This window comes from Flavobacteriales bacterium, from assembly GCA_016700415.1.
Lineage (GTDB): Bacteria > Bacteroidota > Bacteroidia > Flavobacteriales_F > PHOS-HE28 > PHOS-HE28.
Genome location: CP065018.1, coordinates 424,262 through 436,506 on the forward strand (window position 1 = coordinate 424,262; position 12,245 = coordinate 436,506).

Annotated in this window: 11 protein-coding genes; 4 read left to right on the top strand and 7 right to left on the bottom strand. The window is 59.7% G+C overall.

Annotated elements, in window-relative coordinates:
• Positions 1-161: 161 nt before the first annotated feature.
• The gene (locus IPP95_01785; protein ID QQS72983.1) at positions 162-623 is read right to left on the bottom strand and encodes a carboxymuconolactone decarboxylase family protein; all 462 of its coding nucleotides are present in this window, start codon (positions 621-623) and stop codon (positions 162-164) included.
• Positions 624-746: 123 nt separating this feature from the next.
• On the opposite strand from IPP95_01785, the gene dcm reads away from it, so the two are divergent.
• Positions 747-2,000, top strand: a complete 1,254-nt coding sequence (gene dcm, locus IPP95_01790; protein QQS72984.1) for a DNA (cytosine-5-)-methyltransferase — start codon at positions 747-749, stop codon at positions 1,998-2,000.
• A gap of 51 nt (positions 2,001-2,051) precedes the next feature.
• Here the strand turns inward: dcm and IPP95_01795 are convergent, their stop codons facing one another.
• Positions 2,052-2,630: a DUF3365 domain-containing protein gene (locus IPP95_01795; GenBank protein QQS72985.1), complete on the bottom strand. Its 579-nt coding sequence runs from the start codon at positions 2,628-2,630 to the stop codon at positions 2,052-2,054.
• A gap of 111 nt (positions 2,631-2,741) precedes the next feature.
• Positions 2,742-3,371, bottom strand: coding sequence for a carboxypeptidase-like regulatory domain-containing protein (locus IPP95_01800; GenBank protein ID QQS72986.1), 630 nt, complete (start codon positions 3,369-3,371; stop codon positions 2,742-2,744).
• Between the two features lie 138 nt (positions 3,372-3,509).
• Here IPP95_01800 and IPP95_01805 point away from each other — a divergent pair, with 138 nt between their 5' ends.
• Positions 3,510-4,568, top strand: coding sequence for a T9SS type A sorting domain-containing protein (locus IPP95_01805; GenBank protein QQS72987.1), 1,059 nt, complete (start codon positions 3,510-3,512; stop codon positions 4,566-4,568).
• On the opposite strand, the gene IPP95_01810 is transcribed toward IPP95_01805, so the two are convergent.
• Positions 4,565-5,158, bottom strand: a complete 594-nt coding sequence (locus tag IPP95_01810; GenBank protein ID QQS72988.1) for a hypothetical protein — start codon at positions 5,156-5,158, stop codon at positions 4,565-4,567. The two genes, IPP95_01805 and IPP95_01810, sit on opposite strands and share 4 nt — an antisense overlap.
• Before the next feature lie 2 nt (positions 5,159-5,160).
• Positions 5,161-5,649: a DinB family protein gene (locus tag IPP95_01815; protein ID QQS72989.1), complete on the bottom strand. Its 489-nt coding sequence runs from the start codon at positions 5,647-5,649 to the stop codon at positions 5,161-5,163.
• A 73-nt stretch (positions 5,650-5,722) separates the two neighbouring features.
• Between IPP95_01815 and aroC the strand changes: the two genes are divergently transcribed.
• Entirely contained in the window at positions 5,723-6,802 is a 1,080-nt protein-coding gene (gene aroC / locus IPP95_01820; GenBank protein ID QQS72990.1) for a chorismate synthase, read from the top strand.
• A 138-nt stretch (positions 6,803-6,940) separates the two neighbouring features.
• On the opposite strand, the gene IPP95_01825 is transcribed toward aroC, so the two are convergent.
• A complete protein-coding gene (locus IPP95_01825) occupies positions 6,941-8,431 on the bottom strand; it encodes a DUF5106 domain-containing protein (protein QQS72991.1) in 1,491 nt (496 codons plus the stop codon).
• Positions 8,432-8,533: 102 nt separating this feature from the next.
• The gene (locus IPP95_01830) at positions 8,534-10,129 is read right to left on the bottom strand and encodes a peptide chain release factor 3 (protein ID QQS72992.1); all 1,596 of its coding nucleotides are present in this window, start codon (positions 10,127-10,129) and stop codon (positions 8,534-8,536) included.
• A gap of 163 nt (positions 10,130-10,292) precedes the next feature.
• Between IPP95_01830 and IPP95_01835 the strand changes: the two genes are divergently transcribed.
• Positions 10,293-11,912, top strand: a complete 1,620-nt coding sequence (locus IPP95_01835) for a PQQ-dependent sugar dehydrogenase (GenBank protein QQS72993.1) — start codon at positions 10,293-10,295, stop codon at positions 11,910-11,912.
• Positions 11,913-12,245 lie beyond the last annotated feature (333 nt).

Below are 12,245 nucleotides of genomic sequence, written 5' to 3' on the forward strand. Positions count from 1 at the left end.
AGACTGCTCCTCCGTCCCGGCGCTCTGCTTTGCGAGAACCTCACATATCTGCCGCGCCTGCCTACCGTAGGTAGGTGCCCAGCACTCATCCACTGAACCTGCCCCGCAGCCGCATCCGGGGGCGGGTTCTATGAATACTGGCATGTGCAGATACTCCGCCCTCAAGCGTGCTCCTTCACCTTATACGTCCCCGCCGGGGTCCGCCCTGCGATGCTCAAGCGGTTCCACACATTGATCACGGAGATGGCGAAGGTGAGGTCGGCCAGCTCGGTGGGGCTGAAGTGCGGGCGCACCTCCTCGTAAACCGCGTCCGGCACATTGCCATCGGTCACCAAGGTCACGGCTTCGGTCCATGCCAGCGCGGCGCGCTCACGGTCCGTGTACCAGGTGCATTCGCGCCAAGCGTCCAAGGAATAGAGCCGTTGCTCAGTCTCGCCCAATGCGCGGAGGTCCTTCCAATGCATGTCCAAGCAATACGCGCAGCCGTTGACCTGTGAGGCGCGCAGCTTGATGAGATGGATCAAGGGGATCTCGATGGAGCAGGAATGGAGGTATTCCTCCACGACGCCCATGGCCTTGTAGATGCCGGGGGCGTTCTTGGCATAATTGGATCTTGGTTTCATGATCGGTTTTTGATCGGATCCGAAAGTTAGCGAGATTGACAGGTCAGCGGTTTCCGGGCCGGGGTGTTCATAACGGCGCGGTGCGGCCGCATCCGGGGTGGAAGCACTGGATAGTTTTGGCCCATGCCGAAGAAGTCGCCCAAGGGTGCTGTGCGCGTGATCGAGCTGTTCGCGGGCGTAGGCGGGTTCCGCATCGGCTTGGAGCGCGCATCGAAGGCGTTCCGGACGGTATGGAGCAACCAATGGGAGCCTGCGCGGAAACGGCAGGATGCTTCGGAGATCTACGTGGCCCGTTTCGGCGCGGAAGGGCACAGCAACAGGGATATTTCCAAAGTGCCGGTGACGGAGATCCCGGACCATGACCTCTTGGTGGGCGGCTTTCCCTGCCAGGACTATTCCGTGGCCCGCACGCTGAACAAGGCGGACGGGCTGGCGGGAAAGAAGGGCGTGCTGTGGTGGGAGATCCACCGCATCCTCAAGGCCAAGCGGCCCGGCTTTCTCTTTTTGGAGAACGTGGACCGGCTGCTGAAATCACCGGCCAAGCAACGCGGACGCGACTTCGCGGTGATGCTGGCCTCCTTGGCCGACTTGGGTTACGTGGTGGAATGGCGCGTGGTCAATGCCGCGGATTATGGCATGCCGCAACGCAGGCGTCGTGTGTTCTTCCTCGGTTATCACACCTCCACGGAGTCAGGGCGGAAGGTCACAGGATCCAAGAAGAAACCCGAGCTCCTACTACAGGAGGGGATCTTCGCAAAAGGATTTCCAGCGCATACGAAGAACGACCGAGCCCCCACCTTCACCCTTGAAGGTGACCTTGCGGACATCACCGAACGCTTCAACAACGGGGCCTCCCGTGGCACAAGCCCATTTGGAAACGCAGGCATTATGATCGGAAGGCAGGTCTTCACCATGACCGTGGAGGCGGAGCACACGGGTGCGTCCACCACACTCGGCGACATCCTGCTCCCGGAGAAGGATGTGCCAGCGGAATTCTTCATACCCGACGGGCGGCAGAAGGACTGGGCCTACCTGAAGGGCAGCAAAAAGGAGAAGCGCACCAACAAGACCAGCGGCTTCGCCTACAACTACGCGGAAGGCGCGATGGCCTTTCCGGACGCATTGGACAAGGCCGCACGCACGATCATCACCGGCGAAGGAGGTACTGCGCCTTCACGTTTCAAGCATGTGATACGGACCAAGAAGGGCCGACTGCGGCGTTTGGCCCCTGTGGAGTTGGAGCGCCTGAACATGTTCCCCGACGGCCACACCGCAGGGACCACGGACGGCCGAAGGGCTTTCCTCATGGGCAACGCCTTGGTGACCGGCGTGATCGAGCGGGTGGGGAAGGAACTGGTGGAGCGGATCAAGGGCTAGGCTTGTTCCCTGAGTCACCAACGCTCCTGAATGTGATCGGGACCTATGCCGTCAGCGGGCCCAACGGATGCTCCACATGCCCCGCAGATCCCCGAGCTCGTATCCCGTAGCCCGGTCATCCGGATAGCGCTCCTCGATCATGCCTAAGGCGGAAGCGTCCACGCTGCCGTCGGGATCGCCGTGGCACTTCAGGCAGGCCGGTGAACTGATGAAGATGGGCGCGTAGAAGGCGACGCTGTCCCCGTGTTCCATCGCACGGGCCGGAATATTCGGTTCTTTTCCCCCAGCTTCCCATTCCGCCAACATGGCCTGCATGATCCGGGCTTCCTCGGCATTTGGTTTGTCATGCGGGGCGCGCACCCGGTCGCTGGTGCGGCGGATGTGTGCACCATGGGCATTCGACAGCGAGTCCACGATGGAAAGCGCGTTGAGCGAGCAGAAATCCACCGCGTGGGCGGGTCCGCCTTCCTTCATCGCCTGCTGAAGGCGGTAGCTGAGAGCCTTGAACGAGGCATCGGCGAGTGTAGCACCTTGCTCCAATGCTGCTTTCTCTTCCGCATCCGAAAAGGGCGTCCCGCATCCTGCGGTAGCAACGATGGCCAATACCAGCGGGGCGATGATCGATCTCATACCAGCAAAGCTACTTGGATCCTGAAGGTGCCCGGTGACATTTATCCCCGATCACTCATGGCTTATCAGGCCTTGGGAGATCGGCAGAAAGCGTGGTCCCTGATGGGCCAACTACGGCTTCTTCTTGAAACTCCCGGCCTTCCAAGCTTGCACGAACTGCGCCCACGCTATCGGGTTGAACAGGTTGATGCTCGGCGCCATGCCTTGGTTGTAGATGCGCGTATTGTCCAACGAGGCCTGGTAGTGCGCGGCAAGCCCGGGGTCGGGCGGAAGGTTCTCCATGCGCTGGATGGCCTCGGCGGAATTGAGGTGCTTCAACACGCGCTGATACTCATCATCCGAGACGTCCAACGCTAAAAAAGCCTCGCGGAACTGCTCCCGGCTGGGCCACGGGTACACGTCCAAGGGCCGCAGCATCACCGTGTCCGGAAAGAGCACATGGATCATGGAATACTTGTTCTCCTTCAGCGAATCGGGGATCATGTAGTTGCCGCGTTTGAAGCCCACCGCCGCGAACTCCAAAGTGTCACCGGCCTGCGCCACGAAGCTGAAGTAGCCGTAGACATCACTGATGGTGCCCCGGTAGCTGCCCTTGGTGATGATGCTGGTGAAGGGCACCGGTTCCAAGCTGTCGCCCGTGACCACGACACCGCTGAACTGCACCAGCCTGCGGCCCTTGTCGGATTGTCCGAAAGCGGTGAGCGAAAAGGTAAAAAGAAGGAAAAGAAGGGTATGGCGCATCGGTCCAAAGGTAACGGTGGCGGACTGCGGATCCCGTGCCAAGGATCGCGCTCAATACTTGATCAACTCGAATGGGATCTGATCCGACCGGTGGACGGGTGAGATCAGGAACACATCATCCCGTGGTAATTTGGCCCCATGAAGCACATTTCCCGTCCGCTTTTCATGATCCCGGTTTTCCTTGGTGTCACCGCCTCCGCACAGATCACCATCGGCCCGGCCGATATGCCTTCCGCCGGGGACACCGTGCGCTACCGGAACACCATTACCACGGCGGACATGGCGGACACGGGGCCTTCGCACCTGTGGGACTTCAGTGCCTTGGTCCCCAACGCCGAAGCTGCGGATACCATGGTCACCGTGGGCAGCACACCGATCCTCTACCAGTTCTTCTTCAATAACTCGTTCGTATACCCGGAGAACAAGGCGGACTTTGCGATGCGGGGGCCGTCTATTGGGATACAAGGGTTCTCCATCAGCAACGTGTTCAACTACTTCAAGTCCAATTCGGCCGGATACCGCGATGTGGGCTTCGGTGCCAATGTGAACGGCCTGCCCACCTCGGTGCAGCGCACGCCTGTGGACTGGATCTACCGCTTCCCGCTGAACTTCGGCGATCAGGACAGCTCCGCGAGCCACTACCAGATCAGCGTGCCCACGCTCGGGTTTTACGGCCAGGATCAGATGCGGCGCAACGAGGTGGACGGCTGGGGCACGCTGATCCTGCCTGCCGACACCTTCGAAGTGCTGCGCGTAAAGTCGCGGATCGAGCGCACGGACACTGTGTACATCGAACAGTTCAACATCGGTTTCGCCATCCCGGAACCGGAGACGATCGAGTACAAGTGGATCGCACAAGGCATGGACGAGCCTGTGCTGCAGGTCACTTCCGTGGGTGGTGTCAACACGGTGGTGCGCTTCTTTTATCAACCCGATGACATCACCACGGGCATTGCGCCGGGGAACGGATCTGATCCGTTGCGGGCCTGGCCCAATCCCGCCAGCACCGTGCTCCATCTCGAAGGTGCATCACTGGGAACGTTGGAATTGGTCGGTGCCGATGGTAGCGTTGTGCGTACTCTTCCCCAGAGTTCCCGGACCACAAGGACGGTGGATGTGAGCAACTTGGCGCCAGGGTTGTATACGCTCCGGTCCAACGTGGACGGCACCACAACCCACGTAGTGATCGCCCGCTAAACAAGGTTCCGCCTTCGGTATTCCTCCGTCGCCGTTGCGATGGGGCCAGCCTGCATAGCGCACCATTCATGCACGCTACGTACATCGTCTTGATGTACGGCGATCACCACCGGATGCTGTTCGGCAGCAACACCGATCATTTGGAGGAGCACTTGCCGGCCGAGGTCCGCTTCCCGTTCCAGTTCACTTCCGTCGTGGACCGGTCGGCGGAAGAGCAGGGCACGTGAGGCATATTGCCAAGCGAAGGCCGATACGTAGCGCGCTTTGGCAAAGAAGCTCCGGCCAAAGCGTTCCGCCTGCGGAAGATGACCGACCTCATGCGCAAGGTGTACAAGCCATTTCCACAAGGACCGCAAGGATCCATCACCGAGGCCGTATGGCTCGGACCAGATCCGGGTGAACCAGATGGTGCGGCCCACGGTGATCGCGCCGCCGCGATGGTAACTGTACCACGGCGCATGGAGCCAATTGGAGCGTGAAGGCCGGATGCGGACCGCGTGCAGCAGTTCTTCATCCACACCGGTAACGGCATGCAGAAGCACTATGGCGGCTTCATTCAATGAGCCGTCCTCGCACACGGGACCGGGCATGCTCAGACCATCTTAACGCCGTACAACTTGCACAGCCAGGCCAATTGGCCGCTGTGCCCGCCCTCGTGGCGGATCGCATGGGTGATCACATCGCGGACCGTGGTGCCGATGGCGAGTTTGGTGGGGTTCGGCGCATTCAATTGATCCTCGTTCAAGGTGGCAATATGGGCAATGGCCTTCTGATGCACGGACTTGAAGGTCTCCCACACCTCCTCATAGGTCGGGCATTCTTCAGGTGGAAGGCCGGGCGCGCCCAAGGTGAAATGCTTTGCCCACCAGAATTTTTCGAAAGGGCCGCCTGCTGCGGCGAGCAGGAGACCGTTCTGCGAGGTGGCCATGTGCGCTACCAACCAGAACACCGTGTTCAGTTCTTTGCCGTCACAATCGAAGCGACGGTGCGGATCCTGGCTTTTCAGTCCACTGAGGTAGTACCGCGTCCATTCGCGAGTGCGGTCCATCATGTGGCTGAGTACTTGGGCTTCGGTCGGCATGGGGAGTTGGAGTTGGGGTGCAAAGGAAGCGTATGGAAGAAGGATGAGTGTTTGTCTCTTTACTTTCGCAACCATGGCCGGTAGCAACTTCGGAAAGGCATTTCAGCTTGTAAGCTTCGGTGAAAGCCACGGCGCGGCCATCGGTGGCGTGGTGGAAGGTTGCCCCGCTGGGCTGAAGTTGGACCTCGAAGCCATACAACAAGAGTTGGACCGCCGACGCCCCGGCAGCACGCCCTTGGGCACCGCGCGCAACGAAGAGGACCAAGTGGAATTCCTCAGTGGTATTCTGGACGGCGTGACGTTGGGGACGCCCATCGGCTTCATCATCCGCAACAAGGACGCGAAAAGCGGGGACTACGATCACCTGAAAGACACCTACCGCCCCGGTCATGCCGACCTGACCTGGGAACAGAAGTTCGGTATCCGCGACCATCGCGGGGGCGGAAGAGCCAGCGCGCGGGAAACGGCCGTGCGCGTGGCGGCTGGCGCGATCGCGCGGCAGTTGTTGGCCACGGCCGGGGTCAGCGTGCAGGGCTGGGTGAGCCAAGTGGGGGAGGTGCGGCTCACGAAGCCTTCTGCTGAACTCGCGCTGGAGAACACCTACGCGAGCGATGTCCGCTGTCCGGATCCGGAAACGGCAAAGCGCATGACGGCCTTGATCGAGCAGGTGAGGGGCGAAGGCGATACGTTGGGCGGCCGCATCACCTGCGTGGCGCGAGGTGTTCCTGCCGGGCTGGGAGAACCCGTTTTCGACAAGCTCCACGCTGATCTCGGCAAGGCCATGTTCAGCATCAACGCCGTGAAGGGTGTGCAGTTCGGCAGTGGCTTCGATTCCATCGCAATGCGCGGCTCGCAGCACAACGACGCCTACGTTGCCAAGGGATCAAGTATCGGCACAGCCACCAACTGGAGCGGTGGCATGCAGGGCGGCATAAGCAATGGCGAGGACATCCTGTTCGACATCGCCTTCAAGCCGGTGAGCACCCTGATGCGCGATCAAGCCAGCGTGGACCGCCAAGGCAACGCGGTGATCTTGGAGGGAAAAGGGAGGCACGATCCCTGTGTGGTCCCACGTGCCGTGCCCATCGTGGAGGCCATGGCCTGCTTGGTATTAGCGGACCACCTGCTACGTCAGCGATTGGCAAGGCTGTAGGCTACCATTCCACGCAATGCGGGAACTTCTGCTGAGATCAAAGGTCCAATTCGGACGGTATTCGACCGAAGGTCGCATCTGCGTCGATCTGCGGTTTCCTCATTTCAACGGAAACCTCCAAGGCGACTATCCGCGGTCTCATTTCATCTCCGCCTCCCGCTTGTTCAGGGACTTGATCAGCTCCACCATCTGGTCCACGTCAAGCTGCTTGCCCACGATCTTCCGGTCCTTGTCCATCAGGAAGAACTTCGGGGTGCTGTACACGTCCCAAGTCTCTGCGTAGTTCAGGCTTTCGATGGTGGTGAACTGGGGGATGAACTTGTAGGACGCGACCTTGGCCTCGGCGAAGACGTGCCAAGTGAGGCCCACGTTCGTCCAGTCCAAGTCGTTCTCCTTGATGAATTTCCTCCAGTCGGCGAAGAGTGTGCTGTCCGTCGCTTTGGCGACGGAGAAGGCGCCCACGTCCAACGGCTTCAACTTCGCCTTCCAGTCCTCATGCAGCTTGGGCAGGACCTTTTTGCAGTGGCCACAATGCGGGTCCCAGAAGATGATCAGCACATACTTCTGTGGCATCTTGTAGTAGCTGATCCAGTTCTGCTCGGTGGTGTCCGTCAGGATGATATCCTTGCCTTTCGCGCCGATGATCAGCGGTGCTTCCTTGCGGGCGCGCTCGCAGAGCTTGTCCAGCTTCTCCTTGTCCATCCAGGTCGCGCGGCTCTTGCTCCCGTCGCTGGGGCAGTAGTAGGTCTGGGCCATGTGTACGAACACCGCGTCCATGCCCATGATGTCGCTGGTCTCGTACTTGTACGTGATGCCGTTCACCGCGAACTTGAAGAGGTCGCCGCCATCGTCCATCCGGCGGATCAGGTCGTCAGCGCATTTGTTGATGGTGTCCGGGATCTGCGGCACCACTTTGCCGATGTATTCGTCGAACTTGTTCTGGAACACCGGCGTGCGCATGTTCCGTGGGTCTTTCAGGTCGGTGTTGTCCCAGAAGTGCGCCCGGTAACCGTAGTAGGTGGCAGCACTGTCCAACGTGCCGTCGGGTTTGCGCACCTCGGTCTGTTCCGGCGCGATGCTCATCTTCACGATGCTGGCCACGTAGGTCCCCGGGTTTTCCGCCACCAGCTTCTTCTGGTAGTCAGTGATCTCGGTCTCCAATTTCTTCAACTTGTCCTTGAAGCCCGCCTTTGCGATGGGGTCCTCGGTGGCCTCCCTCAATTTGCTCACTTCATCGGCCTCGGCCTTTTTAGCACCGAGGAAAAGCACGTAAGCCTGGAACAGCTTGTTCTCGTCGGAGCGCTGCACCACGAGGTGCTCGTTCAAAGCACCGGTATCGCTCTTCATTTCGATCACGGGCTCGTTCACGATGAACTCGAAGTATTTCGGGCCGGGAACTACTAAGGCATAGACCCCCGCCTTGTAGCCATTGGGTCTTTCAAAGACGCTGACACCCTTGGCATTGGCCACGGTGGTGTCCGAGTAATAGAGTTTGTTGCCGAAGTAATTGGCGAGGTACAACGTATCGTGGGCCGTACCGTCAATGGAGAATTGCAGGCGCCGCTTGTCCTGCGCTTGGGACATGCACGACGTTGCAGCGAGCGCCAGTAGGAGGATGTTCTTCAACATGGGAGTCAAAAATAGAGGGGGGAGCATCCGCCCCGCCACCATTAACGATCATTTGACGCTTTCCCGGCCGGGCTATGGCCAGGCGGGACCGGATCCCTATGATCAGGCTTGGAGCGTCTTGAATTCGTTCGTCAAGTGGAATTCGATCTCGGGGTTGTTCCGCTCTTCCAGTTCCAGCATATACGCTGACGGTGCCATGAAGACCGGGTTCTCGTCCTTGTCGTATACCACTTGGTTATTCTTGATCCGGATGAATTCCCGGAGCGCTGCGGGATCGCTGCTCGTGAGCCAACAGGCCTTGTGCGCCTGTATGGCCTGGAAGGAGCACTCGGCACCGTACTCGTGCTCCAGCCGGTAGCGGATCACCTCGAACTGCAGTTCGCCCACGCAACCAACGATCTTCTTGTTGCCGGGCTGTTGGGTGAAGAGCTGCGCCACGCCTTCCTCGGTGAGCTGGCGGATGCCTTTGTCCAACTGCTTGCTGCGCATGGGGTCCAGGTTCACCAACTCCCGGAACAGCTCCGGGGAGAAGGAGGGGATACCGCGGAAGTTGAACGTCGACCCCTCGGTGAGGGTGTCGCCGATCTTGAAATTACCGGTGTCGAATAGCCCGATCACATCTCCGGGCCACGCCTCTTCCACCAAGGATTTCTGGGCGGCGAGGAAGGCGGTCGGGTTGGCGAACCGCAGCGACTTCCCCGAGCGGACGTTCTGGTAGAAGGTGTTCCGCTTGAAGTGGCCTGAACAGATGCGAAGGAAGGCCACCCGGTCCCGGTGGTTGGGGTCGAGGTTCGCGTGGATCTTGAAGATGAAACCGCTGAATTCCTTGGCCTCCGGGTCGACCTTTCCCTGGTCGGTCTCCCGCGGGCCGGGCGGAGGCGCGATGCGGACGAAGGTGTCCAGCACTTCCCGCACGCCGAAGTTGTTGAAGGCGCTGCCGAAGAAGACCGGTGCCAACTCGCCGCGCCGGTAGGCTTCCAGGTCCAATGGGTCATACACGCCGTTCACCAATTCAATGTCATTGCGGAGCTCGGTGGCGGGTTCGCTGCCCAATAGCGCGTCCAAGCGGGGATCGGCGAGGTCCTTGAACTGTGTACTGGCGATCTCCTTCTTGGTCTTACTGGCCTCGAATATTCTGAGGTCGTGGTCGTACAGGTCGTACACCCCTTGGAAGGTGGCGCCAACGCCGATGGGCCAGCTCAGGGGCCGCACCCTGATCGAGAGCTTCTCCTCCAGTTCATCAAGCAGTGAAAAGGGGTCGCGCCCCTCCAGATCCAGCTTGTTGATGAAGATGATCACCGGCGTGTTGCGCATGCGGCACACCTCCATCAGCCGCTCGGTCTGCGCTTCCACGCCCTTCGTGGAATCGATCACCAGCACCACGCTGTCCACGGCGGTGAGCGTCCGGTATGTGTCCTCGGCGAAGTCCTTGTGGCCGGGGGTGTCGAGCAGGTTCATCAGCGTGCCCTCGTAGGCGAAGGTCATCACGGACGTGCTCACGGAGATCCCGCGTTGCCGCTCGATCTCCATGAAATCGCTGGTGGCGCCCTTGCGGATCTTGTTGCTCTTTACCGCTCCGGCGGTCTGGATCGCACCGCCGTAGAGCAGGAATTTCTCCGTCAGCGTGGTCTTGCCGGCATCGGGGTGGCTGATGATGGCGAACGTGCGCCGTTTGGCTATTTCTTCGTGCTGGCCCATGTGCGGAAAGGGCCGCAAATGTAGCGTTGGCGGCCCGGCCTGGACCCCGTTCCTTCGGGGGGGCGGTGCTTTGTTGTGATCGCCCTCCCCGGCCACCAGTAAAATGATCTTTGTCAGTTTCCGTACTTTCGGACCGCCCCGACCAGAATTACGGAGTATCATCATGAAGAGAACCCTACTCGCCCTGACACTGACATTGCCGATGCTGTTATCGGCCCAATTGAACCCTGTTCGTATCGCCTTGCACAACTGGGCCACCGGTCTTAACAGACCGGTTTGGTTAGCGAATGCGGGCGACGATCGCCTGTTCGTGGTGCAACAGGGAGGGATCATCAAGATCATCACCGACAGCATGCAGGTCATGTCGACCCCTTTCCTTAACATCACATCAGCGGTGAACAGCAATGGCAATGAGCAAGGGCTGCTCGGCTTGGCTTTCGACCCCGAATATGCCACTAACGGCTATTTCTACGTGTACTACATTTTTGGAAGTGGGAACGGTACCAGCCGGATCTCCCGGTTCCATGTGAGCACTGACCCGAATGTGGCGGATGCCACGAGCGAGACGGTCCTGTACACCCTCGCCCAGCCCTTCACCAATCACAATGGCGGATGTCTACAGTTCGGACCGGATGGTTATCTCTATTGCGGCTTTGGTGATGGTGGGAGCGGGGATGATCCACAGGGCAATGGACAGAATTTTAGTACTGCGCTTGCCAGTATGATCCGGATCGACGTTTCCCAGCATGATTCCACTTATGCTGTTCCTCCGGACAATCCATGGGTGAGCACGCAGGATACCCTCCCGGAGCTCTGGGCCAAGGGACTCCGAAATCCCTGGCGTTATGGTTTTGACCGGCTCACGGGTGATATGTGGATCGGCGATGTGGGCCAGAATGCGTGGGAAGAGGTGGATTTTTGGCCAGCGGGCGACAACAGTGGCCCCAACTTCGGCTGGCGCTGCCGTGAAGGGCTGGTGCCCACTCCAGGGGTCAGTCAATCCGGTTGTGCGGCAGCGGCACCCTTCGTGGAACCGGTAGCGGTATTCAACCACACCACGGAAGGGTGGTGTTCTGTGATCGGTGGCTACGTCTATCGAGGTCCCAGCTTTCCGCACCTCTACGGGAAGTACATTTTTACCGACTACTGCAACGGTGATTTCCTGACCTTCGGTGAAAACTACGACTTGGATACGCTCTTACTGACCTCAAACTTCGGATATGCTGCTTTTGGCGAGGATAGTGCGGGTGAGATGTACGTGGCCGATGTGGAGAACAACAACGTAAAGAAGATCGTGGACCCCTGCCCGATGCCGGACCCGGTGATCAGCTTTGACGGGGAAACCTTGACCAGCACGGCCGCTATCGGTTGGCAGTGGGTGCTTAACGGTTTTGCTGTGAGCGGTGCCACCGGTCAGAGCTACGTGCCGCAGGCAAATGGCGCTTATCAGGTCCGTGCGAACTTCGGCGGGGCATGTCTGCTGATGTCGGACACCATACAGGTCATCATTTCCGGGGTACACGAGACAGGAGGGCTCATTCCGGCGGTATATCCCCAGCCAGCATCGTCCAGCTTCCAACTGCGTTCCGACGACCGTTCCAAGCCCACGTTCACGGTGGACATGATGGATGCGGTAGGCAACAAGGTGGGCACGTTCACATGGCCGGGCACGGAGCCGACGCTCACCATAAATGTGGCCGATCTGGCCGAGGGCAGCTATGTGCTGCGAGGCAATGATGGCGGTGCTCAAAAATGGGCGCGGATGGTCATGGTGGCGCATTGAACCTCGCACAGGTTTTTTCCCTCGGGTGCGTAGGATGGAGCACCCACGTACCAGCGCTGCTGGAGAGCCGTGGCAGCGTCACGGAACCCGATGACTCGGGAAGCTGAAGGCTGCTCCGGCCGACCGCAGCGGCCGGTCACGCACATCGGTCGACCATGGCGGTGATCATCTTGCCTTGGCCGGATCGAGGTGGGAAGTGGTCCGCTCTGGTAAGCATTGGGATATTTCGTGCTCGGTGAGCAGTGCAACTATACTTGGCCCCGACATGAAGGCGATCGAACAGGCCAGCAAAAAGGCCATATGGCAGGAGGAGAAGAAACCGCTCGAATAACC

Coding starts and splice junctions, on each gene's coding strand:
- IPP95_01785 (QQS72983.1), bottom strand. CDS start 623: ATGAAACCAAGATCCAATTATGCCAAGAACGCCCCCGGCATCTACAAG.
- dcm (QQS72984.1), top strand. CDS start 747: ATGCCGAAGAAGTCGCCCAAGGGTGCTGTGCGCGTGATCGAGCTGTTC.
- IPP95_01795 (QQS72985.1), bottom strand. CDS start 2,630: ATGAGATCGATCATCGCCCCGCTGGTATTGGCCATCGTTGCTACCGCA.
- IPP95_01800 (QQS72986.1), bottom strand. CDS start 3,371: ATGCGCCATACCCTTCTTTTCCTTCTTTTTACCTTTTCGCTCACCGCT.
- IPP95_01805 (QQS72987.1), top strand. CDS start 3,510: ATGAAGCACATTTCCCGTCCGCTTTTCATGATCCCGGTTTTCCTTGGT.
- IPP95_01810 (QQS72988.1), bottom strand. CDS start 5,158: ATGCCCGGTCCCGTGTGCGAGGACGGCTCATTGAATGAAGCCGCCATA.
- IPP95_01815 (QQS72989.1), bottom strand. CDS start 5,649: ATGCCGACCGAAGCCCAAGTACTCAGCCACATGATGGACCGCACTCGC.
- aroC (QQS72990.1), top strand. CDS start 5,723: ATGGCCGGTAGCAACTTCGGAAAGGCATTTCAGCTTGTAAGCTTCGGT.
- IPP95_01825 (QQS72991.1), bottom strand. CDS start 8,431: ATGTTGAAGAACATCCTCCTACTGGCGCTCGCTGCAACGTCGTGCATG.
- IPP95_01830 (QQS72992.1), bottom strand. CDS start 10,129: ATGGGCCAGCACGAAGAAATAGCCAAACGGCGCACGTTCGCCATCATC.
- IPP95_01835 (QQS72993.1), top strand. CDS start 10,293: ATGAAGAGAACCCTACTCGCCCTGACACTGACATTGCCGATGCTGTTA.